General features: G+C 73.6%; 22 protein-coding genes and 1 riboswitch. Of the genes, 13 read left to right on the forward strand and 9 right to left on the reverse strand.

Annotation, left to right across the window (positions count from 1 at the left end):
- Nucleotides 1-123: 123 nt before the first annotated feature.
- Both JQX11_RS19515 and JQX11_RS19520 read right to left on the reverse strand, forming a co-directional pair.
- Entirely contained in the window at nt 124-522 is a 399-nt protein-coding gene (locus tag JQX11_RS19515) for a hypothetical protein (protein ID WP_088647175.1), read from the reverse strand.
- 154 nt (nt 523-676) lie between these two features.
- Nucleotides 677-820, reverse strand: coding sequence for a hypothetical protein (locus JQX11_RS19520; RefSeq protein WP_204926380.1), 144 nt, complete (start codon nt 818-820; stop codon nt 677-679).
- Between the two features lie 355 nt (nt 821-1,175).
- On the opposite strand from JQX11_RS19520, the gene JQX11_RS19525 reads away from it, so the two are divergent.
- Nucleotides 1,176-1,538 (forward strand): STAS domain-containing protein, encoded by a 363-nt coding sequence (locus JQX11_RS19525; protein ID WP_067309377.1) that lies wholly within the window; start codon nt 1,176-1,178, stop codon nt 1,536-1,538.
- 98 nt (nt 1,539-1,636) lie between these two features.
- Nucleotides 1,637-2,104 (forward strand): SRPBCC family protein, encoded by a 468-nt coding sequence (locus JQX11_RS19530; RefSeq protein ID WP_204926381.1) that lies wholly within the window; start codon nt 1,637-1,639, stop codon nt 2,102-2,104.
- 72 nt (nt 2,105-2,176) lie between these two features.
- Here JQX11_RS19530 and JQX11_RS19535 read toward each other — a convergent pair whose 3' ends face one another.
- The 4 genes from JQX11_RS19535 to JQX11_RS19550 form a co-directional block, all read right to left on the reverse strand.
- Nucleotides 2,177-3,235, reverse strand: a complete 1,059-nt coding sequence (locus JQX11_RS19535) for a coiled-coil domain-containing protein (RefSeq protein WP_204926382.1) — start codon at nt 3,233-3,235, stop codon at nt 2,177-2,179.
- A gap of 4 nt (nt 3,236-3,239) precedes the next feature.
- A riboswitch (cyclic di-AMP (ydaO/yuaA leader) is annotated at nt 3,240-3,371 on the reverse strand.
- 165 nt (nt 3,372-3,536) lie between these two features.
- Nucleotides 3,537-4,451 (reverse strand): cation diffusion facilitator family transporter, encoded by a 915-nt coding sequence (locus JQX11_RS19540; RefSeq protein ID WP_204926383.1) that lies wholly within the window; start codon nt 4,449-4,451, stop codon nt 3,537-3,539.
- Between the two features lie 107 nt (nt 4,452-4,558).
- Nucleotides 4,559-6,676: a HelD family protein gene (locus JQX11_RS19545; protein WP_204926384.1), complete on the reverse strand. Its 2,118-nt coding sequence runs from the start codon at nt 6,674-6,676 to the stop codon at nt 4,559-4,561.
- A 208-nt stretch (nt 6,677-6,884) separates the two neighbouring features.
- Nucleotides 6,885-7,889 (reverse strand): alpha/beta fold hydrolase, encoded by a 1,005-nt coding sequence (locus JQX11_RS19550; protein WP_204926385.1) that lies wholly within the window; start codon nt 7,887-7,889, stop codon nt 6,885-6,887.
- Between the two features lie 145 nt (nt 7,890-8,034).
- Here JQX11_RS19550 and JQX11_RS19555 point away from each other — a divergent pair, with 145 nt between their 5' ends.
- Complete coding sequence (locus tag JQX11_RS19555; protein WP_204926386.1) at nt 8,035-8,703, forward strand: carbonic anhydrase; 669 nt, start codon at nt 8,035-8,037, stop codon at nt 8,701-8,703.
- Between the two features lie 73 nt (nt 8,704-8,776).
- On the opposite strand, the gene JQX11_RS19560 is transcribed toward JQX11_RS19555, so the two are convergent.
- Nucleotides 8,777-9,106 (reverse strand): hypothetical protein, encoded by a 330-nt coding sequence (locus JQX11_RS19560; protein ID WP_088647745.1) that lies wholly within the window; start codon nt 9,104-9,106, stop codon nt 8,777-8,779.
- Nucleotides 9,107-9,460: 354 nt separating this feature from the next.
- Here JQX11_RS19560 and JQX11_RS19565 point away from each other — a divergent pair, with 354 nt between their 5' ends.
- Both JQX11_RS19565 and JQX11_RS19570 read left to right on the forward strand, forming a co-directional pair.
- On the forward strand, nt 9,461-9,949 hold the full coding sequence (locus tag JQX11_RS19565) for a DUF3145 domain-containing protein (RefSeq protein ID WP_088647746.1): 489 nt from the start codon (nt 9,461-9,463) through the stop codon (nt 9,947-9,949).
- A gap of 410 nt (nt 9,950-10,359) precedes the next feature.
- Nucleotides 10,360-12,093 (forward strand): glycoside hydrolase family 3 protein, encoded by a 1,734-nt coding sequence (locus JQX11_RS19570; RefSeq protein ID WP_204926494.1) that lies wholly within the window; start codon nt 10,360-10,362, stop codon nt 12,091-12,093.
- A gap of 67 nt (nt 12,094-12,160) precedes the next feature.
- Here the strand turns inward: JQX11_RS19570 and JQX11_RS19575 are convergent, their stop codons facing one another.
- Complete coding sequence (locus JQX11_RS19575; protein WP_204926387.1) at nt 12,161-14,854, reverse strand: sugar-binding protein; 2,694 nt, start codon at nt 14,852-14,854, stop codon at nt 12,161-12,163.
- 416 nt (nt 14,855-15,270) lie between these two features.
- Between JQX11_RS19575 and JQX11_RS19580 the strand changes: the two genes are divergently transcribed.
- The 8 genes from JQX11_RS19580 (at nt 15,271) to JQX11_RS19615 (ending at nt 24,902) form a co-directional block, all read left to right on the forward strand.
- The gene (locus JQX11_RS19580; protein ID WP_204926388.1) at nt 15,271-16,434 is read left to right on the forward strand and encodes an ROK family protein; all 1,164 of its coding nucleotides are present in this window, start codon (nt 15,271-15,273) and stop codon (nt 16,432-16,434) included.
- A 48-nt stretch (nt 16,435-16,482) separates the two neighbouring features.
- Complete coding sequence (locus JQX11_RS19585; RefSeq protein WP_204926389.1) at nt 16,483-17,526, forward strand: extracellular solute-binding protein; 1,044 nt, start codon at nt 16,483-16,485, stop codon at nt 17,524-17,526.
- A gap of 94 nt (nt 17,527-17,620) precedes the next feature.
- The gene (locus tag JQX11_RS19590) at nt 17,621-18,694 is read left to right on the forward strand and encodes an ABC transporter ATP-binding protein (RefSeq protein ID WP_204926390.1); all 1,074 of its coding nucleotides are present in this window, start codon (nt 17,621-17,623) and stop codon (nt 18,692-18,694) included.
- Nucleotides 18,691-20,472: an ABC transporter permease gene (locus JQX11_RS19595; protein ID WP_307826255.1), complete on the forward strand. Its 1,782-nt coding sequence runs from the start codon at nt 18,691-18,693 to the stop codon at nt 20,470-20,472. Before JQX11_RS19590 ends, JQX11_RS19595 begins: the two co-directional genes overlap by 4 nt.
- The gene (locus tag JQX11_RS19600; protein WP_204926391.1) at nt 20,460-21,416 is read left to right on the forward strand and encodes a creatininase family protein; all 957 of its coding nucleotides are present in this window, start codon (nt 20,460-20,462) and stop codon (nt 21,414-21,416) included. The genes JQX11_RS19595 and JQX11_RS19600 overlap by 13 nt, the downstream gene beginning before the upstream one ends.
- Nucleotides 21,413-22,423: an amidohydrolase family protein gene (locus JQX11_RS19605; protein WP_204926392.1), complete on the forward strand. Its 1,011-nt coding sequence runs from the start codon at nt 21,413-21,415 to the stop codon at nt 22,421-22,423. Before JQX11_RS19600 ends, JQX11_RS19605 begins: the two co-directional genes overlap by 4 nt.
- Before the next feature lie 9 nt (nt 22,424-22,432).
- Nucleotides 22,433-23,884 (forward strand): argininosuccinate lyase, encoded by a 1,452-nt coding sequence (locus JQX11_RS19610; protein WP_204926393.1) that lies wholly within the window; start codon nt 22,433-22,435, stop codon nt 23,882-23,884.
- A 103-nt stretch (nt 23,885-23,987) separates the two neighbouring features.
- Nucleotides 23,988-24,902: an ROK family protein gene (locus JQX11_RS19615; RefSeq protein WP_204926496.1), complete on the forward strand. Its 915-nt coding sequence runs from the start codon at nt 23,988-23,990 to the stop codon at nt 24,900-24,902.
- A 90-nt stretch (nt 24,903-24,992) separates the two neighbouring features.
- On the opposite strand, the gene JQX11_RS19620 is transcribed toward JQX11_RS19615, so the two are convergent.
- Nucleotides 24,993-25,619: a lipoprotein gene (locus tag JQX11_RS19620; RefSeq protein ID WP_204926394.1), complete on the reverse strand. Its 627-nt coding sequence runs from the start codon at nt 25,617-25,619 to the stop codon at nt 24,993-24,995.
- Nucleotides 25,620-25,726: the final 107 nt, after the last annotated feature.

Consider the following 25,726-nt stretch of genomic DNA (forward strand, 5'->3'; position numbering starts at 1 on the left):
AAGTCGCGGCATCCACCCCGGGTCTTTACCGCAACATCGCCCCAGCGGGGGCGGATCGAAGACGGCGCAGGCCCCGGTCGACGCCGAGAAGCGTGACCGGGGCCTGTGCGTGCCGTGGAGCGGTCAGTCGTCCAGCCCGACGGGGGAGTTCGGCCGGTCCACGTCGACGAACTCGATGTCGTCGACGGCCCGGTCACCCCGGCTGCCGGCGGCCCGCGCGGCGGTGCCGGCGGCCCAGCCGATCGCCGCGCCGACCAGCGCCGCGCCGATCAGCAGGGTCCAGGGCAGGGCCGGCCGCCGGCCGGCGAGCGCGTCGAAGGCGAGCGTCGCCCGACGGCGGGCCTCGTCGGCGGTCGAGCCGACCAGGTCACCGGCGTCGGCCAGCCCCGAGTCCCGGACCGACCGGGCGGCGTCCCGGACGCTGTCACCGGCGGAGTCCACCGCCGAGAGCAGGTGGTGCCAGGCCTGGTCGGCGATCCGCTCGGGCTTGCTGCGGCGCTCCAGAAGGTTGCTGCCGATCATCGTGTTACCTCCTCGAATGCCGAAGTCTGCGGCCACTTCGGAGGTCGTCTCCGCGCCGCAGCGGTCCTCGCACCGACCGGTCACCCGGCCGGTGTCCGAGCAGTGCCCCGCCCGGCCGGGTCGCAAACCCGTGCGTACGGGTGACCGTCACCGCTCAGCGCACCGAGACCACGGTGGTGGCGCGGGCGAAATCGTCCCCGTCGTCGTCATCGTCGTCGTCCCCGCCGCCGAAGCCGCAGGCCAGGACGAGAGCGAGTAGTGCGCCGACCCCGGCCAGCCCGAGCAGTCTCCTGAGCATCGATCCGTCTCCTCGATCGTGGTGACCCATCTCTCGCCCACGGTAGGCACCCCGCACAACCTGCACCGGGGGAGTCGGCGGGCCGCGTCGGGGAGCCGGCGGGGCTCGCCCGGCGCACCGCGTCCGGGTGTCGGTGGACCGGGGCCGCTACTCTGGGACGGTTGGAACGGCCGAGCTGGGCCGTTCGTCTGAGGAGAACAGGACCAGCAACGGTGCGGAGAGGGACGGTCCGGTCCGTCCGGATCCGCGAATTGCTCATCCCGAGGGGTGGCGACCGAGGCCATCGGAGGAATACTCTCGGTCGCGGCCCGCGTACTGATGAGGCGCCCGGGGACGGGCGAGTGGAGGTGCTCGCGTGAGCCTGTCGATCGTGAAGTCGGTCCTGCCGGCCGGTGTCATCGAGATCGCCCCCCGTGGTGAGATCGACGTCGACACCGCCTACGAGGTACGTGAGGCGATCGCCGAGGTGCTGGCCAAGGGTCGGCCCGCGCGGATCGAGCTGAACATGCGACTCGTCACCTTCATCGACTCCGTCGGGATCAGCGCCATGGTCGCCGGCTTCCAGACCGCCGAGGTCAGCGGCGTCAAACTGATCGTCACCGAGCCGAGCCGGTTCGTGCACCGACAGCTCTGGGTCACCGGCCTGCTCGGGCTCTTCGGTGCCCCGGAGCCGTACTTCGCCGGTGCCGCCACCCCGGAGGTCCTGCCCGGCGCCTGACCGGGCCACCGGTCGGCGTCGACGCCACTGACCAGGGACGTTGCCAGTCCGTCTCCGGTACGGCACGATCGTGCGACCGACGACGGTCAGGAGGCCCGGTGGTCCGGCGGGAGAGCTTCAGCTACACGGTGCAGGCGCGCTGCTCACCGGCGGACGCGATGGCGCTGCTGAGCGACCTGTCCCGGCAGGAGGAGCTGCATCCCCTGATCGTCCGGGTGCGCCGGCTGCCCGCCCGGCCGGGTGCCCTGGCCAGCTACGCGATCACCGACCGGCTGGAGCTGGGGCCGCTGCGGTTCCCCGTCACCTACCAGGCCGACGTGCTGCTGGCCGGCGACGACGAGATCGTGACAGTGGCCCGCCAGCAGCCCGGCACCACCGTACGCAACCACACCCGGCTGCGGATGGAGGGTGACCTGCTGCGGATCGACGTGGAGATCACCCTCGCCGCGCCGGCCCCGCTGTTCGGCTACGCCTTCCGGCAGGCCCGCGCCGCCCACCTGGGGTTGGCCAGCCGCCTCGGCGCGGTCCTGGACAGCCGGGCCGGCGACCCACCCCCCGCCGGCTGACGACCGCCGACACCCGCCCGGACGGTCGCGCCGCGGTGGCCCGCCCTGAGCGGACGGGCCACCGCGCCGGGATCAGATCATCGACAGGTGCACGTGGTTGGTGTGGTCGCTGGACGGGTCCCCGTTGCCCCCGCTGTACGCCTTCCACCCGCTGCTCGGCAGCCAGATCCGCTTGAACCAGATCACGTAGAGCACACCGAGCCGGTCGGCGTTGCGGATGAAGTACGCGGCGAGGTTGTTGCCGTACGTCCGGTCGCCGCCACTGGCCACCCCGCCGAAGCCGCCCTTCTGGGCGGCGAAGTCGCACGCCCGGCCCTTGGGGTGCTCGCCGGAGCCGCTGGGCCGGTAGCAGGAGACGTACCTGGTGAAACCGGCCGCCTTGGCCTGGTTCAGGGCGTTGAGCGTACGCGGGGTGATACAGCCGTTGGCCGGCGTCGGGTCGTTGACGCTGCACGACTCGGACGGCCAGGAGCCGTCGGAGTTGCGGGGTGCGCCCTTGGCGTTGCTGGTGGACGTGCCGTCCGAGCTGCCGGAGTCGCGGGAGGTGGGGGCCGGCTTGTCGGCGGCGGCCACCGCCAGCGCCCGCTCGGCCTGCTCCTTGCGCTTGCCCATGGTGGCGACCTGCTTGCGCTGTTCGGTGATCTCCCGGGTGACCGCCGCCCGGGTCCGGGTGGCCTGGTCCCGGGTCTCGATCATCGTGCGCAGTTCCTGGTCCTCCCGGGTGGCGACCGTCTCCAGCGCCGCCGCGCGGTCCAGGAAACCGCTCGGGGTGTTGCTGTTGAGCAGGGCGGACATCGGCCCGAGCCGGCCGGTGCGGTAGGCCGCGCCGGCGATCTCGCCGACCTTGGCGGTCTGCGTGACCAGCTGCCCCTCGATGGTCTTGAGCTGTCCGTCGAGTTCCTGCTGGCGCTTGGTGGAGCGCTCCAGGGCGGCCTTGGCCTCCAGCCAGCCCTTGCTGGCGGCGTCGAGCTGGTCGCGCAGCGCCGGGGTGCCGCCCTCGTCGTCGTCGCCGGGGGCGGCGAGCCGGGTGGCAGGCGCGGCGGCGGCCGGGGTGAACGGTGCGGCCGACACGCCCAGGGCCAACGCCGTGACGACTGCGGCCAGCAGCCGCGTGGTGGTGCGTACGTGCATGCGGATGTCCTTCCGTCAGCCGCCGACCGGGTTAGCTGACGGGTTCGGGACGGAAGATCCCTACCGCTGACGCGGATGCACCCCAGGAACGTGGTTCCCCGGTTCGCCCGGGCGGGCGATTAGGCGGCGGCCTCTGCCTGGCGGAGACCGGGGCCGAGCCTACCGGTACGCGAGTGACGCCTGCCTACCTCGTGACTGAGGGTACGAGAGTGAATACCCTCAAAAGGTTCAAACGACGCAAATTTCCGCGATCTCTGTGCGGGAGTACCCGGCGGGGCTGACCGTCCGGCCCGGGGCGGGGTCACCAGTGGGCGGGGCCGCATGCGCCGGGGCTCGCCCCGGGCTCGACCTGGAGGGTGGCGTGCTCGATGTGGAAGTCCTCCCGCAGGGCGCCCCGGGCGGCCGCCAGCACCGCGCCGACCTCGGCGTCACCGGCCAGGGTGAGGTGGGCCGAGGCGACGTCCATGCCGGAGGTGAGCGTCCAGACGTGCAGGTCGTGCACCTCGGCGACACCGGGCACGGCGGTCAGCCGGTCGTGCACGGCGGTCACCGGCAGGTGCTCCGGGGCGGCCTGGACCAGGATGCGCACCGCCGCCCGGCCGAGCCGCCAGGTGCGGGGCAGGATGAACACGCCGATCGCCACGGCGACCAGTGGGTCGGCCCACCACCAGCCGGTGCCGGCGATCAGCAGCGCCGCCACGATCACCCCGACCGAACCGAGCAGGTCGCCGAGCACCTCCAGGTACGCCCCGCGCAGGTTGATGCTCTCCTTGGCGCCCTCCCGCAGCAGGCCGAACGCGACGATGTTGGCGAGCAGGCCGAGCACCGCCACCACCAGCATCGGGCCGGCCAGCACCTCGGGTGGCTCGCCGAACCGGCGGACCGCCTCGATCAGCACGTAGACCGCGACCCCGCTGAGCAGGACGGCGTTGGCCAGGGCGGCGAGCACCTCCAGCCGGTAGAGGCCGAAGGTGCGCTGCGGGTCCCGGGCGGCCCGCCGGGTGGCGGTGATCGCGGCCAGCGCCATCCCGATGCCGAGCACGTCGGTGAACATGTGCCCCGCGTCGGAGAGCAGGGCCAGCGAGCCGGTGCCGAAGGCGGCCACCGCCTCGACCACCATGAGCACGGCGAGCAGCCCGAACGCCGCCCAGAGTCGACCCCGGTGCCGGTGCGCGGCGTTGCTCACCGTCGCGCTGTGGTCATGACCTGCGCCCACGTCCACACCCTCCGTCGCCGCTGCGGACCCGCTCCAATCTATGCTCACATCGCTATGTATGCAAGTGATGGTCGGACGTCCGGCCAGGTGGGCCGGGTGCCGGTCGGTCAGCCGGTCGGCTCGACGGTGGTGAGGCGCTGGGTCGCCCGGGACAACGCCACGTAGAGCGTCCGCACCCCCGAGCCCGGATCGGCCCGGATCTCGCCGGGGCAGACCAGCACCACCCCGTCGTACTCCATGCCCTTGGCCTGGAGGCTGGTCACCACCTGCAGGCGCGCCCCACCCCGGTCGCCCAACCAGCCGGCGACCTCGTCGCGACGGGGCACCGGGGTGATCACGCCGACCGTCCCCGCCACCTCGGCCAGCAGCGTGTCCACCGCGTCGGCCGTCGTCCGGGCCAGCTCCGCCGCCGGCACGTGCAGCGCCACCGGATCCACCCCGGTGGAGCGCACCGCGCTCGGCAACTCCAGGTCCGGGTAGAGCCGGCGGATCTCCGCCGCCGCCACCGCGAAGATCTCCGCCGAGTTGCGGTAGTTGGTGGAGAGCGTGAACCGGTGCCGCCGCCGCCGGCCCAGCGCCTGGTCCCGGGCCCGGTCCAGCTCCGCCTGGTCACCCGTCCAGGCGGTCTGCGCCGGATCACCCACCACCGTCCAGGAGGCGAGCCGACCGCGCCGGCCGATCATCCGCCACTGCATCGGCGAGACGTCCTGCGACTCGTCGACCACCACGTGCGCGTAGTCCCGGTAGTCCTCCGGCCGCTCCCGGGCCGCCGCCCGCGCGGCACGCTGCCGCTCCCCGAAGGTGCTCAGCTCCCGGACGCCACCGGCGAGCTGGAACGGGTCCCGCCGGGCCTTCTTCGGACGGACCGGCTGGCCCAGCAGCGCGTCCAGCTCGTCGAGGAGGGCGATGTCGGCCACCGTCAACCCCTCGGTGTCCAGCGACCGGTACGCCTGCACCAGCAACCCGACCTCCGCCCGGGACAGGACGCCGGCCGCGTACCGGTGCAGCCGCTCCGGCCGGGCCAACCAGCCCAGCACGTGCCGGGGATGCAGCCGGGGCCACCACGCCTTGAGGAACTCCCGGAACTCCGGCCGCTCGATGATCTCGTCCTCGAAGGCGGGCTGCTCGGGCAGGCCGGCGACGGCCGACCGCCGGGCCTGCGCGTACAACGCGGCGAGCACCCCGTCGAAGCCGACCCGGCGGACCTCGTTGCGGCGGGCCCCCCGGTGTAGCGCCCGGTCCCGGATGCCGTCCAGTTCGCGCCGTTCCAGCCGCAGCAGCGCACCCCGGTAGAGCAGCCGCAACTCCTGCGGGCCATCCGGCACCGCGTCCCGGGCCGCCCGCTCCAGCACCCGCCGCATCCGCAGCGAACCCTTCACCGCCGCCACCTCGGGCCCGTCCGTGCGGGTCGCCGACAGGCCGGGGAACAGCGACCCCAGCGAGTGCAGGGTGGCGGTCTCCTCGCCCAGCGACGGCAGCACCGAGGCGATGTACTCCACGAACACCGTCGACGGGCCGACCACCAGGATGCCGCCGCCGGCGTACCGGCTGCGGTCTGCATAGAGCAGGTACGCCGCCCGGTGCAGGGCCACCGCCGTCTTCCCGGTGCCCGGCCCGCCGGAGACGATGGTGACCCCCGAGCCGGGGGACCGGATCGCCTCGTCCTGCTCCCGCTGGATGGTGGCGATGATGTCCCGCATCCCCCGGCCGGTCGCCCGGGACAGGGTCGCCAGCAGGGCCCCGTCACCGACCACCGGCATGTCCGGCGGGGCGGCCTCCGGGTCGAGCAGGTCGTCCTCGATCCGGGTGACCTTCTCGTCCGACGAGCTGATCGTGCGCCGCCGCACCACCCCCAGCGGCTCCGCCGGGGTGGCCCGGTAGAAGGCGGCGGCGGCCGGGGCCCGCCAGTCGACCACCAGCGTCTCGGCGTCGTCACCGCGCACCCCGAGCCGCCCGACGTGCAGCACCTGCCGGTCGCGCAGGTCCAGCCGGCCGAAGACCAGCCCCTCGTGCTCGGCGTCCAACAGGTGCCGGCGCTGGGCGGCGTGGAAGACCATCGCGTCCCGCTCCACCAGCGCACCGAAGGTGCCGACCCCGGCCATCCGGTAGCCGTCCCGCTCGGCGCGGGCGGCCGAGCGGCGCAGTTCGGCGAGCCGGGCGTACACCCGGTCGAGATGCCGTTGCTCGGCGGCGATCTCCTGCTCCAGGGTGGTCTGGTCGGTCAACGTACCGGCTCCTGTGCGACGGCGACGCCGGGCGCGGGTGCACGCCAGGCGGAATGAGGGTACGGGCAGCCGCCCACCCCCCGGCGGGCCGATACCCGTACCGCGACCTCCACCACCACCGCGCCGCCTGCCCGGGGTGGAGGTCGTCCGCCCCCACGCGCGGGCCGACCCGCCGGGGCGCGGCCGCGCGGGGCGACGGCGGGTCGGCTCAGCGCGTCGTCCGCCCGGCGGACGCCGGGTCGCCCGGGACGCCGGCGGACGCCCGGCCGGCCGGGGCGTCGGCAGGACGACGGGGCCCCGGTGGCGTAGCCCCGGCGGCGGACAGCACCCGGTCGAGCACCCCGGCGACGGCGGCGTTCACCTCGTCCGGGCGCTCCATCATCAGCATGTGCCCGGCACCGGGGCAGACGGTCAGCTCGGTGGCCGGCAGCGCCGCCGCGATCGATTCCGCACACGGCGGCGGGGTCAGCCGGTCCCGGTCCCCGACCAGCGCCGCCGCCGGCAGGTGCGCCAACGCCGCGAGCGTCGCCAGCCGGTGCTGGGCGCCGATCGAGGCGCGGAAACCACCGATCGAGCGCAGCGAGGCGCGGGCCACCGCCGAGGTGACCAGCCGGATGTCGGCGCCGGAGCAGCGGTCGCCGAACAGCATCCACCTGATGCTTGGGGCCAGGGCGCGCAACAGCGGGCGGGGTGGCCGCCAGGAGCCGCACCGGGCCAGCACCCCGGCCCCGGTGGTCTCGGCGAGCCGGATCAGCCGGGCGATCCGCGGCGACAGGCCGTACACCGTGTGGGAATGGCCCTCGGCGGTGGTGGAGACGAAAACCAGCCCGGCCGTACGGGCGGCGAAGTGGGACGGGTGCCGGTGGGCGTACTCCATCACGCTCATCCCGCCCATCGAGTGCCCGACGAGCAGCACCGGCCCCGCCGGGGCGACCTCGTCCAGCACCGCCGCGAGGTCGTCGCCGAGCTGGGCCAGGGTCGCCGTGCGCAGCGCCATGCAGCTGGACCGGCCGTGCCCCCGGGCGTCGTAGGTGACCACCCGAATCCGGTCGCCGAAGCGGGTGCGCAGGTCGGTGAGCTGCCGGTGCCAGGCCCGACCGTCGAGCGTCCAGCCGTGCAGCAGCACCACGGTCACCTCGGCCTCGACCGGGCCGGTCACCTCGACGTGCAGGCGTACCCCGTCGGGCAGCCGCAACTCCCGTTGCTCCGGCATCGCCACCTCCCAGGCACCCGGGACACATTCACCGGCGTAACCCGGCGGTAACACCGGCTACCCGACATCAGACCACGCCAACCGTGTCGGTGAGAAGATTCCCGACCCGCCCGCACGAGGTCGGCCCGGCGGTCAGTCTGTAGCCATGCCGAGTCCGCCCACCGGGGCCGCCCGGACCCCCGACCGGCCGTCCGTCGACGCCGGGCCGCCCCGGGCCGCGCGTACCCCCCGGGCGGCGCTGGCCGAGCTGCTCACCGGCAACCGGCGCTTCGTCAGCGGCCGACCGGTCCACGGGCACGACGTGACCGCCGCCGCAGCCGTGGCCTCCGGCGACCAGCAGCCGTACGCGGTGCTGCTCGGCTGCATCGACTCACGGGTGCCGCTGGAGGCGATCTTCGACCAGACCTTCGGGTCGATCTGCGTGATCCGTACCGGGGGACACGTGCTCGACCGGGCCGTGCGGGGCTCGATCGAGTACGTGGTGGCGCAGCTCGGGGTCACCCTGGTGATGGTGTTGGGGCACGAACGGTGCGGCGCGGTCGCCGCGACGGTGGACAGCGTTTTGACGGGCCGGCGTCCGGACGGTGACCTGGGCTACCTGGTCGAGCGGATCACCCCGGCGGTGACCGAGGCGGGGCCGCACGACCCGGCCGTGCACCCGCTGGCCGTACGCCGGCACGTCCGCCGTACGGTGCGGGCGCTGCGCGCCGACGACATGCTGGCCGGCCCGGTCGCGGCGGGTGGGGTGGACGTCGTCGGCGCCCTGTACGACCTGGACACCGGCGAGGTCACCCTGCTCGACGACGGAGCCTGACCCGGCCGGTGCAGACGCGGAACCGCCCGCCGGGGTGACCCGACGGGCGGTTGCGGTCGTGCTGGGGGAGGGCTCAGCCCTCGAAGACGCCGGCCTCGACGAGACGCTTCTCGGTCTTGTCCCACCCGTGGTCGGGGTGGGTGGCGGCGAGGTTGCTGATCTCGGCGCGGATCTTGGCGGCGTGACCGGCGGTGGCCAGCGTCCGGATCTCCTCGACGAAGGCGTCGGAGTCGGTACGCAGGTGCGCGGTCTTGCCGTTGGTCAGGTTCCGCACGTAGGCGTGCTTGCCGCCGTTGAGCGGGATGAGGTACTTGAACTCGCCCAGCACGCTGAGGGCGCCACCCTGGCCAGCCTGGCCGGCCCGGACTGACGCGCGCGCGGTCTTCGAGGTGTTGCTCGCCACGGAGATGCTCCTTGCAAGACGTACGGGAGGACGGGGAACGTCCGGGGGCTGTAGCGGGTGACGCCCGGTGGTCGTCTGACGCTCGGTGGTCGTCGGACGCCCGGGTGGGTCGTCGGCCCGCGAAGTGGTGCGACGGCACAGAACCGCCCAGAGAAATATACACGACCACGGTGCCTGGCAGCTCACCGTGCCCGTCGGAGTGCACAACCCCGGTCACCGGTCCGGGTATTTCCCGCCGGCGAATTTTCCGATTCCCTGGCGCACCATCCGTCACAGCAGTCATCATGTGTGGCAACAGCCACTCGGGTGTCGAGGTCGTAGGGGAAGACGCACCTCGCCCTCCGGGAGGTCACCGTGCCAACGCGTGGCGTCGTATACGTCCACTCGACCCCGCTCGCCGTGTGCTCGCACGTCGAGTGGGCGATCGCGCGCGTCCTCGCCGCGCCGGTCAACCTGCACTGGACGGCTCAGCCCGTCGATCCCGGCGCCCGCCGGGCCGAGTGCGGATGGACCGGTCGGCCGGGGACGGGTGCCGAGCTGGCTGCTGCCCTGAGGCAGTGGCCCATGATCCGTTTCGAGGTGACCGAGGAACCCAGCACCGGCGCGGACGGCGAACGCTTCATGCACGTGCCCGGCCGGGGCCTGTTCCGGGCCGCGGTGGGTGCCGCCGGCGACATCCAGCTCGGCGAGGACCGGCTGCGCAGCATCATGGCGTCGGTACGCCCGGAGGCCCTGGCGCACGCCCTGGACAAGGCGATGGGCACCGCCTGGGACGCCGAGCTGGAGCCCTACCGCTACGCCGGGGACGGCGCGCCGGTGACCCTGCTGACCCGGGTCGGCTGACCGCAGCCCGCCCGCGCGCCGTCGCATGTGCCGATGCGGTCGGCGTGGCTGCCCGGGTGTCGGCACCTGCCGGCCCGTCTCCGTGCGATGCCTGATGCCCACCGGTGTCGTCTCCGGGCACCCGCGCCGACGACCCCCGTGTCGGCCACTCCCGGAGCCACGTCTCTGCGAGGTTGTCCCCACCCGAGGCGCACGCACGCCCGGGCCGGCCCGTTTCGGCTGGATTTCGCCGCGAGCGGCCAGCCAGCGGTAGTCGCCCGACGGGCGGTGGCGCCGGGTGAATCCGCTCACCCGGACCGGGCGCGTCCCGCCCGGGAGCCGTCGGGGAGCCGGACACCCGGTCGGGGAGGGGCACTCCGCACCCACCACCTGACCTGGTCGGGTTGCCGCTGATCTCCGGCGGGGGTTGGATGGGCCGGGTGCCGATCTCCCCGCGACGTGCCGGCGTCGCCGTCACCGCCCTGACCGCGCTGCTCGCCTCCGGATGCGCGGGGGAGGGACAGGCTCCCGCGCCGGTCCGCCCCGAAGCCACCCCGACGTCCACCGCGTCCGTCGCCGCGTCCGTCGCCGCCGACGACCCCGCCGGCCGGGCCGCCGCGTTGGCCGGCACCCTCGGCGACGAGGACCTGGTGGGCCAGGTGCTGATGCCGTACGCGTACGGCAGTTCGGCGACGACGGTGACCCCCGGTTCGGCCGCCGGCAACCAGGCCCTCGCCGGGGTCGACACCCCCGCCCAGATGATCGCGAAGTACCGGCTCGGCGGGCTGATCCTGGTCGGGTTCAGCGCCGACGACCCCACCTCCGGCAACCAGTCCACCACCAACGTCGACAATCCGGCCCAGGTGAAGAAGCTGACCGCCGGGCTGCGCGAGGCCGCCGGGAAGCTGGCGGCCGGCCCGGCGCCCTTCCTGGTCGGCACCGACCAGGAGTACGGCGTGGTCACCCGGATCACCGACGGGGTGACCACGCTGCCCAGCGCGCTGGCCGCCGGGGCGGCCGACGACCCGGCCCGGACCGAGGCCGCCTGGAAGGCCGCCGGCACCGAGCTGGCCGCGATGGGGGTGAACCTGGACTTCGCCCCGGTCGCCGACGTCCTGGCCACCCGCAGCACGGTGATCGGCTCGCGGTCCTTCGGCGCGGACCCGAAGCGGGCCGCCGCGCAGGTCGCGGGCGCGGTCCAGGGGTTGCAGAGCGCCGGGGTGGCGGCCAGCGTCAAGCACTTCCCCGGGCACGGGCTCAGCGCCGCCGACTCGCACCAGGAGGTCCCGGTGGTCGGCCAGCCCCGGGCCGAGCTGGACGCCACGGCCTTCCCGCCGTTCCGGGCCGGCATCGACGCCGGGGCGATGGCGGTGATGTCGGCGCACCTCGACGTCACCGCCGTGGACCCGGGTACCCCGGCCACCTTCTCCCGCAAGCTGCTCACCGACGTGCTGCGCGGCGAGCTGGGCTTCCAGGGGGTGGTGATCACCGACGGGATGAACATGCCGCCGGCCAAGCGCTACCCGCCGGGCGAGGCGGCGGTGAAGGCCCTGCTCGCCGGCAACGACCTGATCCTGATGACCCCGAACGTCGGCCAGGCGTACGACGGGTTGCTGGCCGCGCTGCGCGACGGCTCGCTGCCCCGGGACCGGCTGGTGGCGGCGGTCACCCGGGTGTTGACCATGAAGTTCCGGCTCGCCGACCGGCCGACGCCGGCGATGTCCACGCTCGACAGCGCCCCGCACCGGGCCGCCGCCACCGCGTTGGCCGCCGCGGCGGTCACCCAGCTGCGCGGGAAGTGCGGCGTCGCGGTGTCCGGCCCGGTCACCGTCACCACCTCCGACGGGCGGGACAAGACCCGGGCGACGCTCACCGCGGCGTTGACCGCTGCGGGCGTGCGGGTGGTGGCCAAGGGCGGCACCCGGGTGCACCTGGTCGGCTACGGCGACGGCTCGAAGGATCTCGCCGCCGACGCGGCGGTCACCGTGGCGATGGACACCCCGTACGTGCTGGAGAAGGCGACCTCGCCGACCCTGCTGGCGACCTACTCGTCCAGCCGGGCCTCGATGACGGCGCTCGCCGGGGTGCTGGCCGGCAAGGCCCGCCCGACCGGTCGTTCCCCGGTGCCGCTGACCGGGCTGCCCGCCACCAGTTGCACCGGCTGACCCCTGACACCGGCGTGGCCGGCCGCCGACGGAGTCGACGACCGGCCACGGGTCACGCGGTGGCGGATCAGTTCAGCGGGACCTGCTGCGCCACTGCCGCGCCACCGGACTCGAAGGCGGCCAGCAGCGACGTCGGGGTGCCCCCGCTGACCGGGACCGTCACGGTGACCCGGTCACCGGCGGCCAGCCGTACGGTGTGTTCGCCCCGGGCCGTGTCGCCGTCCCAGGCGTACAGGTAGGCGGTTCCGGCCCGGTCGGCACGCAGGGTGACCTGCACGCCGTCGGTGACCCGGTGGGCCGAGGTCAGCCGCAGCGCCGAGTTCTTCAGCCTCGGCACGGCGGCCGGGGCCACCCCGTCCACGGCCGACTGGGCGATGGTCTGCGGGCTGTGCACGCTGCGCGCCGAGGTGTCCGGGAACACCGGCGTGCTGGGCTGCCGGGCCGCCGGCTGGTAGCCGGGCAGGGTGGCCAGGCCGTAGCGGTACGGGTCGGCCCGGACGCCGGTGAAGGTGGACCAGCCCAGCCGGGACTGCGAGCTGAGGTCCTGGGTGTCCGAGTCGTAGACCAGCACGTTGAAGCCCATCCGGGCCGGGTCCACCGCGTCGGGCAGCACCGCGAACGGGATCATCGTCTCGATGGTGTAGCCGGTGTACGGGGAGCTGACCTTGCTGACCACGGTCATCCCCGGTGCGGTGGTCGCCCCCGGGCCCTGCCGGTTGTCGGCATCGCGCTGCCAGCACGGCGGATTGCCGTTGGCCGGGTCGTCGGTGATCGGGAAGATGCCCGCCTTGAACACGGTGGAGGTGTCCGTCGAGTTCCCCTTCGGGTCGACGATGATCTCCACACTGTCGGTGCGGCGCTGCCGCTTGCAGTCCTGCGGGACCACCTTCTTGCCCAGCACGTCGTCGGTGACCTGGACGATCACCTTCAGCCCGTCGGCGGTCCAGGCGATCCGACCGGTCGCCGAGGCGTCCTGCGGGGTCGTGGCCTGACCCTCCCAGATGCGGGAGAAGTCCAGCTCCGGGCCGGGGTACTCGCCGGGCGAGGCGACTCCGTCGACGGTGCCGGCCCCGGCGGCCGGAACCTCGGTGGTCGGCACGATCTCCAGTGCGCCGGTCTCCACGGTGCTGCCGGCGGCGCTGGTGGTGGTGATGGTGATGCCGTAGTCGCCGTCCGTGCCGCCCTCGTTGGCGGTCGGCAGGGTGGCGTCGGTGTTGGTGACGGTGAAGGTGACCGCCCCGGTCGCGCCGGGGGCCAGCGCGGGGTAGCTCTTGGTGGCCGCGTCGGCGGTGAAGCCGGCCGGCAGGCCGAGGGTGACGGTGCCGGAGCGGCTGACCCGGCCGTGGTTGCGCAGGTCGATGCGGACCGACCGCTGCTGACCGGAGCCGATGGTGAGCACCGGCTTGATCAGGGTGTCCAGCTGCGGGTATCCGCCCTCACCGGCCCAGGTGCGGAACGTGCCCACCTCGGGCAGCGGCTCCAGGGTGCCCCGGACGTCGGCGACCACCCGGACGGCCCGGTCGGTGCGCCCGACGCCCTGGCGGGTGGTCAGGGTGGCCCCGATGAGCTGCTGCTGGTTGGTGTCGGCGTCGGCCGGGACGGTGACGGTGAACTTCCGGGTCCGCTCCTTGCCCGACGGCACGTCGTTGGCGAGCACGCCGGAGCCCTTGGCCTTCCAGCCCGCCGGCAGCCGCAGGTCGATCCGGGGCTTGACCAGGGCGCGGTTCTGCGGGGCGCGCAGGTGCGCGGTGACCTCGACGGTCGCGCCGGGGGCCAGGTCGAACCGGTCGGTGGTGAGGTACAGCTCGGTGCCCTTGGGCAGGCTACCGGTCACCGGCGGCAGCACCGAGCCGCGCAGGATCGCCTCCGGGGAGGTGTCCGCCGGGTCGTACGGGACGCGGCTGTCGATCAGGGTGTAGAAGTCACACCGGATCTTCGTCGGGTCGGTGGGGGCGGCGGCGGTGCCGGCCCAGCCCTGGGTGACGTACTCCCGGCGGGCGTCGACCTCGATCTCGGCCCAGGTCTTCCCGTTGGTGCTTTCGGTGCCCTCCCAGACGCCGAAGACCTGGTCGGTGGGGACGGTGGGGGTGAAGCTGGTCGCGCACTGCGGGCCGGCGGCGGAGCTGCCGGTGCCGCCGCTGCGCAGGAACTTCGCGGCCCGGAACGGGCTCAACCCCTCGGCGCTGAGCTGCTCGGGGAAGGCGTTCGGGTCGGCGGCGGCGGCGAACGCCTCGGCGGCGAACCGGGCGGCCTGCTGGTGGTTGCCGTGGTTGCCCGGGGTCGGCGACGGGTTCATCGTCATGATGATCTCGGGCCGGGTGGTCCGGATGACCCGGACGATCTGGCCGAGGGTGTCGTCGTGGCCCCAGATCTGCTCGGACAGCGGGGCGGACGCGGTGTACCAGAAGTCGACCCGGTCGAGGTTGTAGAGGTTCTCCACGCCGGCCTTGCCGATCGCGGTGCGTTCCTCGCGTTCGCGGATGATGCCCAGCGGCGGACCCTCTTCGAGGCCGACGGCGTTGCCGCCGCCCTCGCCCCGGGTGATGGTGACGACGCCGGCCTTGGCGCCGTACTTCTCCTTCCACTGGCCGAGGGTGGCGAGGCTGCCGGCTTCGTCGTCGGGGTGGGCGCTGACGAAGAGCACGTCGAGGTCGACGGCCTTGGGCGGGCGGACGTCGGCCGGGGCGGCGACGGCGGTGGCGGGCGCCCCGGCCACGGCCAGGGCGAGTGCGGTGGGTAGCAGGAAACCCTTGATGCGCATGCGGATCCTTCCGGGACCACGGTGTCCGGGCAGCGACCGTCCGCGTCGGACGCGGGGCGTCCGACGTGGGGTCGTCGGTGGACGGTGAGGCGGCGGGAACGGGAACGGTGGGCGTCGTCGGACGCGGTGCACCGGGTACGGCAGCGGTACGGGTTCCGTACACACTGGAAGGCCTTCGCCCGGTGACGCTAGGGACCACCGCAGCGGCACGTCAATGCTTTGGAAGGTATTTCTTTCTTTGCAGAAGAAATAAAGAGGGCGATGTCCGGGATGTCCTGCGGTGCGCCGGAACGGTGCCCCGAACCCGCCCATCGCTTCCAATTGCGGACGTTTTCGCTGCTCCGGTGGTCCGAGGTGAGCCGGCTGAGACGGACTTGTTACTTGACTCTTTAATTCGTTCGCCGTAGGAAGGAAGTGTGACAGACGTGGTGACGCCACCAACGAGCCCGGTGAGCCGGGAGCGGTCGAAGGAGATCAAGCGGCTTTCCGTGATCTCCACCGCCCGCCAGGTCCGGGTGCTCTCCCGGGCCGAGCTGACCGAGCTCACCGGCCTCAGCCCTGCCACGCTCACCCCGTTGGTGCGGGACCTGATCGCCGAGGGTTACCTGATCGAACGCGGTCCGGGTGCCTCCCGCGCCGGCCGTCCCCGGGCGATGCTGGAGTTCAACCCCCGCGCCGAACTGGTCGCCGCCGTCTCGCTGGAACCGTCCCGGATCAGTTGCGAGATCGCCGACAGCGACGGCGCGGTGGTCGCCCACCGCACGGTCCGGCTGACCGGCGACATCGTCGACACCATCTGCCGGTCGGTGCCCGAACTGGCCGGCGACGGGCTGCCGGCGCTGCGCGGGGTGGCCATCGCCGCGCCCGGCGTCATCTCCGGCGGCGCGGTCCGGCTCGCCCCCTCGGTCGGCCAGATCGAGGGCCGTCCGATAGGGGAGTCGGTCCAGCGGACGCTCGGCGTACCCGTGGTGGTGGACAACGACGTCAACCTGATGGCGGCCGGCGAACACGCCGCCGGCGCCGGCACCGACGTCGCCGACCTGCTGCTGCTGCACGTCGCCGACGGCATCGGCGCGGGCCTGGTGCTCGACGGCCAGGTCCGACGGGGGGCCCGGGGCGCGGCCGGCGAGGTCGGTTTCCTGCCGCTGGACCCGGCCGGCCGGGGACACGACGGCATCGGCCCGTTCGAGGCGCGCTGGTCGGAGAACGCGATCGCCGAACGGGTGGTCGCGCTGGCCCCCGGCCGCCGCCCCGAGTCGCCGGTACGCGCGCTGGTCGAGCTGGCCGCCGACGACCCGGACGCCGCCGGCTACCTCGACGAACTCCTGAACGCCTGGTCCCGGCTCATCGTCTCCTGCGTCTGCGTGATCGATCCGGGGCGGGTGCTGCTCAGCGGTGCCGCCGCCGACCTCGACGACGCCGCCGTCGGCCGGCTCCAGGACCTGGTCGCCGCCGCCGCGCCCAGCACCACCGAGGTACGCCGGGCCGTGCTCGGCGACCGCGCGGTGCTGCACGGCGCGGTCAGCTACGCCCTCTCGGCCGCCGCCGCCGGGCTACCCACCCTGTTACCGGCCCCTTGACCTGCTCAAACCGCTGATTCTTCCGCCCACACCCCTCGGAGGTACCCCATGAGACGTCGACTTCTGCTCGCCGGAGCGCTCGCCACCGTCCTCGCCGCCGGCACCGCCTGCGGCGGCGGCTCGGACGACACCGCCGCCGGTGAGACGGAGAAGCTGACGATCTACACCGCCCGCGACAAGAAGGTCTCCACCTTCGTCGTGGACAAGTTCACCGCCAAGTACCCCGAGTACAAGGGGAAGGTGGAGATCCTCAACCTGGGCGCCCAGGAGATCCTGGAGCGGGTCCGGGCCGAGAAGGCCAACCCGCAGGCCGACGTCTGGTGGGGCGGCACCCAGCAGGGGCTGGCCGCCGGTGCCGGTGAGGACCTGCTCGCCGCCTGGCAGCCCGCGTTCGCCGGCAAGATGGACGCCAAGTACAAGGACGCCGAGGGCCGCTGGTTCGGGGAGATCCTGCTGCCCGAGGTCATCATGTACAACAACAAGGCGCTCACCCCGGAGCAGGCCCCGAAGGACTGGGACGACCTGCTGAAGCCGGAGTGGAAAGACAAGATCGTCATCCGCGACGTGGCCGCCTCGGGCACCATGCGGTCGATCTACGCCGCGATGATCATGCGGCAGTCGCCGGACGGCAGCAACCCGCAGCCCGGCTACGACTGGCTCAAGAAGCTCGACGCCAACACGGGCGCGTACGCGGCCAACCCGGCCGACCTCTACCTCAAGCTCTCCCGCCAGCAGGGCACCCTGAGCGCCTGGAACCTGCAGGACATCCTGCTGCAGGCCAACCAGTCCAACATGCCGTTCGGCTACGTGATGCCGGCCTCCGGCGCCCCGGTGCTGGTCGACGGGCTCGCCGCGGTCAAGGGTGGCAACAGCACCGGCGCGCAGAAGTTCATCGAGTTCCTCTTCGACGACACGCTGCGCGCCGACCTGGCCAAGGACTACTACCAGATCCCGGCCGTGGAGATCGCCCAGCAGCCGGAGTGGCTGGCCCAGCTCAACCTCAAGCCGCTCGACGTCAACTGGGACATCATCGGCAAGAACGAGACCGAGTGGATCAACCACTGGAACAGCCAGATCAAGAACAAGGGCTGACCTGTACGGGTGCCGGGGGCCGTCCCGCCCCCGGCACCGCCCGTCCCGCCACCCCGCCCGGCCAGGTCCGGTACCGCATGAAGGAGAAGACATCATGATCGATGTCACGCTGGAGTCGGTGAGCAAGCGCTTCGCGCGTGCCGGCGACACCGCTGCCGTCGACGACGTCGACATCAGCATCGCCGCCGGGGAGTTCTTCACCCTGCTCGGGCCGAGCGGCTGCGGCAAGACCACCACCCTGCGGATGGTGGCCGGGTTCTACTTCCCCACCTCGGGGCGGATCAGGTTCGGCGCGGAGGACGTCACCCACCGGCCGCCGAACAAGCGCGACACCGGCATGGTGTTCCAGAACTACGCCCTCTTCCCGCACATGTCCGTCGCGCAGAACGTCGCGTACGGTCTGAAGATCCGCAAGGTGGGGCGGGCCGAGTCAGCCCGGCGGATCGAGGAGGCACTCGGCCAGGTCCACCTCGCCGGGTACGGCGACCGGCGCATCGACCAGCTCTCCGGCGGCCAGCAGCAGCGGGTGGCGCTCGCCCGCGCGCTGGTCATCCGGCCGCGTACCCTGCTGCTCGACGAGCCGCTGTCCAACCTCGACGCCAAGCTGCGCGAGGAGACCCGGGTGGAGATCCGGCGGATCCAGCAGGAGGCCGGCACCACCGCCATCTACGTCACCCACGACCAGTCCGAGGCGATGGCGATGTCCGACCGGATCGCCGTGATGGAGTCCGGCCGGGTCCGCCAGATCGGTGCCCCGCAGGAGATCTACCACCGGCCGGCGACCGCCTTCGTGGCCCGGTTCATCGGCCGCAGCAACGTGCTCAGCCTGCCGGTGGTCACCGCCGCCGCCGACACGGTCACCGTGGGCCTGCCCGACGGCAGCGAGACCGCCGTCGCCGCCCCCGCCGACCACGGCCTGCGCGCCGGGGACACCGCCCTGGTCTCGGTACGCCCCGAGCACCTCGGGCTCACCTCGGCCACCGAGCCCGGCGCGCTCACCGGCCGGGTGACCGAGGTGGAGTTCACCGGCATGGCCACCAACCTCGTGGTCGAGGTGGCCGGCGAGCCGGTGCAGGTCGCCGCGATCGACGTCCCGGCCGGCATCGCCGTCGGCGACCAGGTCGGCCTGCGCCTCAACCGGGACCGCATGTGGGTGGTGCGCCCGTGAGCACCATTCCCGCCACGCCGAGCCCGGCCACCGTGCCGCCGGTGACCCAGGACCCCGCCCCGCCGCCGGCCGCCCGCTCCCGGCGCGGCCTCAACGCCAACTCGCCGTGGTTCCCGTACCTGCTGGTGTTCCCGCTGGCGCTGATCCTCTTCGGCTACGTGGTGCAGCCGATGTTCGCCACCTTCGCCGAGAGCGTCGGGGTGGACGGGGTGGCCAACTACACCGAGTTCGTCACCGGCACCGGGGTCGCCCGGTCGGCGCTGCTCACCTCGCTGGGGATCTCGGCGGCCAGCGTGCTGCTCTGCGGGATCGTCGGGGTGGCGATGGCCTTCCTGCTCAAGCGCTTCTCGTTTCCCGGCCGGCGGCTGATCGAGGCGATCATCCTGGTGCCGGCGGCGCTGCCGCCGCTGATCGGGGCGATCTCGTTCCAGCTGCTCTACAGCGAGACCGGCATCCTGCCGCGCGGTCTGCAACAGCTGCTCGGCACGGAGAACCCGGTGCTGCCGTTCACCGGTATCGCCGGGGTGCTGGTGGTGCACACCTTCACCATGTACCCGTTCTTCTACCTCGCCGCCTCGGCCGCCCTGGTGGGGATGGACCCGTCGGTGGAGGAGGCGGCCTACAACCTGGGCGCGAGCCGGGTCCGGGTGTGGCGCACCGTGCTGCTGCCGATGCTCACCCCGGCGCTGGTCTCGGCGTCGCTGCTGGTCTTCATGACGTCGCTGGCGTCGTACACCGCGCCGTTGCTGTTCGGGGTGGACCGGACGATGACCATGCAGATCTACATCAACCGCACCAACGGCGACCTGCCGATGGCCTCCACCTACGCGTCGGTGCTGGCGGTGGCGTCGGTGCTGTTCCTGCTCGGGATGCGCTGGTACGAGGGGCGGCGCAGCTACCGTTCCCAGTCCAAGGGCGTCGCCTCGCACCGCCGGGAGATCACCAACCCGTTCGGCAAGTGGCTGGCGCTGCTGGCCTCGGTGCTGGCCACCATGGTGCTGCTCGCCCCGGTGGCGACGATCGCCCTGGTCGCCTTCTCCCGGGACGGCTCGTGGACCACCGAGGTGATCCCGTCGGAGTACACGATGCAGAACTTCGTCACGATCTTCTCGGACCCGGGGGCGTACCGGCCGATCCTCAACTCGTTGCAGATGAGCCTGCTCGCCACGGTCGGCTGCGTGGTGGTCGGTGTGCTGATCGCGTACGCGGTGCGCCGGCTCGACTTCCGGGGCCGGGGGCTGCTCGACGTGGCGGTCATGCTGGCCTGGGCGCTGCCCGGCACGGTGGTGGCGATCAACCTGATCTCCGCGTTCAGCACGGGCAACGCGTTCAGCTTCGGTCAGGTGCTGATCGGCACCTTCTGGATCATGCCGTTGGCGTACTTCGTGCGGTTCCTGCCGCTGGTGTTCCGGTCGAGTTCGGCGACGCTGGCCCAGATCGACCCGTCGCTGGAGGAGGCCGCCCGTAACCTCGGCGCGCCCTGGTGGCGGGCGTTCGGCACGGTCACCCTGCGGCTGATGCTGCCCGGCGTGCTGGCCGGCGCGCTGCTGGCGTTCGTCAACGGGGTGGGCGAGTTCGTCGCCTCGGTGCTGATCTACACCTCGGAGACGGCACCCATCTCGGTCGAGATCAACAATCGGATGTACTCGTTCGAGGTCGGCACCGCCGCCGCGTACGGCATGCTCCAGGTGGTGTTGATCTTCATGGTGATGGTGTTCTCCGGCCGCCTGCAGAACGGCGGCCGGGCCACCCGGGAGGCGGCGAAGTGGACGGCGTGACCTGGCCGGCCGGGGGCGGGCTGCTGCCCGCCACCCGGATTCCCGGCGGTGAGCTGGCCGCCGTCGCGGCGGCGGCCGACTACGCGGTGCTGCCCGTCGGCGCCGTCGAGTGGCACGGCCCGCACCTGCCGCTCGGCACCGACCTGATCCTCGCCGAGGGCTTCGCCGCCGAGGCCGGCGGCGCTGTCGACCCGGCCGCCGGGTCCGCGTCGGCCGCAGGCTCTCCGGGGGATACGACCACCGGCTTCCCCGGGCCGCGCGGGGTGCTCTTCCCGGCGGTGCCGTACGCGGCCTGCCCGGGGCAGACCCGGCCCTGGCCGGGGACGGTGTCGATCCGGCCGGAGATCGCCGTCGGCTACCTCGCCGACGTGATCGAGGGGATCGTCGCCGCCGGTTTCCCCCGGCTGCTGATCGTCAACGGCCACGACGCCAACATGTCCACCGTGCGGGCCGCGATGGAGTGGGTCTCCGGCCGGCGCACCGCCAGCCTGCTGCTGGTCAACTGGTTCCAGCTGGTGACCCCAGCGGAGACCACCGAGCTGTACGGGCCGCTGACCGCCCGTGGGCACGGCGGCGCGTACGAGACCTCCGGGGTGCTCGGGTTCGATCCCGGCGCGGTCCGCCTCGACGCCGTGACCGACCTGCCGCCGAAGCCGAAGCTGCCGGTGGGCCATCCGTACGTGCTGGTCGAGTCCCGGCCGGACCCGTGGCAGGGCTGGTCGGGGCACATCTCGCTGGCCTCCGAGGCGGCCGGCCGGCAGGTGCGGGCCACTGCGGGCGCGCGGCTGCGGGAGATCGTCGCCGCCTGGGTGGCCGCCCCACCGCCCGCCCCACCCACCGCCGACCCGCTGCCGACGCCCGCCGACCCGGCCCCGGCGGCCGCCGACCCGGCGGTCGGGCCGACCCCGACGGCGGCGGACGGGGCGACCGGGGGAGACCGGTGAGCGTGGAACGGGGACTCGACATCGTCGACTTCCACCTGCACTTCCGCATCGGCACCGACGAGACGATCCACGCCTGCGAGGACGCCGCCGGGATGCACCCGGGCGGGGAACACGAGCGGGCCGTGCGGGCCGCCGGCTCCGCCCCGTACGCGAAGGCGTGGCGGCAGGCGTGGAGCTTCCCCGACCCCGAGCCGCCCGCCCCACGCTGGCAGGACGAGGCCGACCGGTGGGCCGACGAACTGCGCGCGGTGCGGGTCCGCCGGGCCGTCTTCGTCACCGGCGGCGGCAACGACACCGTCGCCGACGTGGTCGACCGGCACCCGGACCTGCTGCTCGGCTTCGCCCACCACGACCCGTACGCGCCGGGTGCCGCCGCCGAGCTGGAGCGGGCGGTGACCGAACGGGGTCTGCGCGGGTTGAAGCTGTTCGCCCCGCTGCTACGCGGCCCGCTGGACCACGCCGACCTGGACCCGCTCTGGTCCACCGCCCAGCGCCTCGGCGTGCCGGTGCTGATCCACATCGGCCACTACGGCAGCGCCGGTGGCCTCTCCTTCGGCAGGTACGGCGGCCCCGACGAGCTGGCCCGGATGGCCCGCCGCTTCCCCGAGCTGGCCGTGGTGGTGCCGCACTTCGGCGTCCAGCACGTGCAGGATCTGCTCTTCGCCGCCTGGGGCTGCCCCAACATCCACGTCGACACGTCCGGCTCCAACCAGTGGGTGCGCTGGATGCCGTACAGGCTGACGCTGGAGGACCTGTTCCGCCGCTGCTACGAGACGATCGGCCCGCAGCGCATCGTGTACGGCAGCGACTCGTCGTGGTTTCCGCGCGGCTACGTCACCCGCTACCTCGACGACCAGCTGCGGGTCTGCCGTGAGCTGGGGATGCCCGACGACCATCTCCGCGCCATCTTCGCCGGTAACGCCGAACGGCTGCTGGGCCTGACCGACCGACCAGCCGAGAACCCGGGACCCGGCCCCCATGCCGCGTCCCGGCCCGGAAGGAAGTAAGGAACCGCCATGAGCGAGCTGACCACCTACCAGCGGCACCACCTGGCCCCGACCTACGAGCACCACGTCGGCCACCTGTACCCGGCGATGGTGCGCGCCAGCCAGGCGCACGTGGTGATGCTGACCGAGCAGGGCCTCATCCCGGCCGAGCGGGGGGCCCGGCTGTTGCGCGGGCTGGCCGCGCTGCGCGCCGACGGCAAGCCCGCCCCGGCGTTCGACGGCAGCTTCGAGGACACCTACTACCTGCTGGAGAAGACCCTCGCGCAGGCGTGCGGCCTGCCCGCGTCCGAACTGGACGTGCAGATGGCGCGCAGCCGCAACGACCTGGACGCCGGGGTGTTCCGGATGCTCCTGCGCGACCAGCTGCTCGGGGTGCTGGAGAGGGTGCTGGCCACCGGAACGGCCGCGCTGGACGTCGCCGACCGGTACGCCGACGTGGTGATCACCGGTTACACCCACCGCCGGCCCGCCCAACCCACCACCATCGGGCACGCGCTGGCCGGTTACGCCGAGGCGCTGGCCGGTGAGGCCGTCGCGTACGCCGACGTGATCGACCAGCTCAACGTCTCGCCGCTGGGCTCCTGCGCGTTCGCCGGCACCGACCTGGACATCGCCCCGGCCCGGGTGGCCGAGCTGCTCGGCTTCGACGGCCTGGTGACCAACTCCTACGAGGCGGTCGCCGGGGCCGACCACCTGGTCCGGGTGGGCACCCTCAACGCGCAGGCCCTGGCCACCGGCGCCCGGCTCGCCCGAACCCTGATGGACTGGCTGACCTGGCAGTGGGTGGCCACCCCCGGCGACTTCACCCAGGGCAGCAGCATCATGCCGCAGAAGCGCAACCCGGTGGTGCTGGAGCACCTGGTGTCGATGGCCGGCGCGAGCGCCGCCGACGCCGCGTCGGTGCTCAACAACGTCGGGGCGGCCTGGTGGGAGGACTCCAACAACGCCACCACCGACGTGCAGGTCCGGCTCTGGGACAGCAACGACCGGGCGGAACGGTTCTTCGCCCTGGTCGGCGGCTTCCTCGCCGAGCTGGAGCCGCTGCACCCGCCGACCCGGGAGGAGATCGTCGCGTCCGGGGCGACCACCACCGCGGCGGCCGACGCGCTGACCCGGCACGGGGTGCCGTTCCGGGCCGCCCACTCGGTCGTCGGCCGGCTGGTGCGCGCGGGCGCGCCGGACAGCTGGACCGCCGACGGGGTCCGGACCGCCGCCGCCGGCCTGGTCGACGGGCTCACCGACGACGCCGTGGCCGACCTGATCGCCGCCGCCGTCGACCCCGAGCTGGTGCTCGCCCGGGCGCAGGTGGACGGGCCGGGTGCCGCCGCCGTCCGTGCCCAGGTCGGCACCCTGCGGGGCACGTTCGACGGCGTCGCCGACCGGCTCGCCGCGACCCGGGACCGGCTGGCCCGCGCCGACGAGGCGCTGGACACGGTCGCCGCCGAGGTGGCCGGCCGGTGAGCGCGTCGATCCGACGATCCGGTTCCGGTCCGGCCCGGCTGCCCGGCGGGGCACCGCCACGACCGCGGTCGACGGTGGTGACCGGGCGGTGGACCAGGTGAGCATGCGACTGGCCGGCCGGGCCGTCGCCGGCACCCGCACCGACGAACTGCTGCTGGGCATCGACTTCGGCGGAACGAAGATGGCCGTCGGGGTGGCCGACGGCACCGGCCGGTTGCTGGCCCACCGGCGGATCGCCACGCACGCCGAGCGGGGTGCCCCGCAGGCGTTGGACCGGGCGCTGGAACTGGCGGCCACGCTGGTCGCCGAGGTCGGCGGGCCGCTGGTGGCGGCCGGGGTGGCCTCGCCCGGGGTGGTCCGCCCCGACGGCATCGACCTGGCCCCGAACGTACCCGGCTGGGAACGGTTGCGCCTGGCCGACGCCGTCTCCGACGCCCTCGGGGTGACCCGGGTGGCGGTGGACAACGACCTGAACGCCGCCGCCCTGGCCGAGCTGCGGCTCGGTGCGCTGCGCGACGCCGACCCCGGCCTGGTGGTGGGGATCGGCACCGGCGTGGCGGCGGCGGTCACCGTCGGCGGCCGGGTCCTCGCCGGGCACCGGGGCGCGGCCGGCGAGATCGGGTACGCGGTGGCCGGCGGCCCGTGGCCCGGCACCATGCTGGAGCTGGACTTCTCCGGCCGGGCGCTGGACCGGTTGGCCGACGAGCTGGGGGTGGCCGGGCACGCGGCCGGGCTGGCCGCCGCGGCCGAGCTGCCCGGTGCGGCCCGTGACGCGCTCACCGCCCGGGTCGACGAGCTGGCCCGGCACCTGGTCACCTGCTGCCTGCTGCTCGATCCGCAGCGGGTGGTGCTGGTGGGCGGGGTGGCCGGCAGCGCGCTGATCCGGGGACTGCTGGTCGACCGGCTGGCCGAGGTGCTCCCGCACCGCCCCGACGTGGTGCTGTCCCGGTTCGCCGACGACGCGGCGCTGCTGGGCGCGGTCACCCTCGCCCGGGAAGCGGTGCCGGCCCCCCGCTGACCTGACGATCCGTGCGTCCGGGCCGTGAGGGGCGGACCGGTCGAACCGGGTGTCCGGCCCGCGAAGGGGGCGGGCCGGACACCCGGTGCGTCACTCCGGCAGGTTGGCGCTCGACTTCGCCAGCTGGTACGCCGGCAGCATCGCCTCGAACTCCTCGGTGTCCAGGCCGCCGAGGGTGATCATCAACTTGCCGTACAGGGTGGACACCAGGATCGCCCGCTTACGCTCGCCGTCCTCGGTCCAGGTGGCCTCGAAGGCGTCCAGCGGGCCGGCCTTGGTCCGCCGGTACTGCTGCTCCTTCGGACCGTCGAACTCGGCGAGGTACTTGTCCACCGTGTCCTGCGGGTTCAGCGGCGTGCCCCCGGTGATCTGCCAGACCCGCAGGAAGCCGATGTTCCCGGCCGGCTTCGCGTCGATCTCGCACAGCGGCACGGCCGGGCCGAGCTTGAAGTCGGCCCCGCCCTTCACCGCCTTGGCCTTCCACTTCGCCGGCACCGAGAAGGTCATCGACAGCGTGCAGGGGCTGCCCTTCGGGCCGATCGTGGTGGCGGCGGCGGCCGGGGCGACGTCGTCGTACCACGGTGGGCCGGCGACGACAGGCGAGGCGGTGGGGCTGGCCGGCGGGGCGGGCGTCGTCGCCGGCTCCGGGGTGGCCCGGGCGCAGCCGGTGGCGAGGGTGAGGGTGAGGGCGGCCAGTGCGGTCGTACGTCGGATCATCGTCGTTTTCCCCGTGAGAGTTCCCGCCGTCGATCACGGCGGCCGACGGATGCTAGCTGACGGCGCGGGGCCGTGCTGCCCCCGACCGGGGGCCGGCGGGCCGCCCG

The sequence above is a fragment of the Micromonospora humida genome, from assembly GCF_016901255.1.
In the GTDB taxonomy this organism is placed as follows: domain Bacteria; phylum Actinomycetota; class Actinomycetes; order Mycobacteriales; family Micromonosporaceae; genus Micromonospora; species Micromonospora wenchangensis.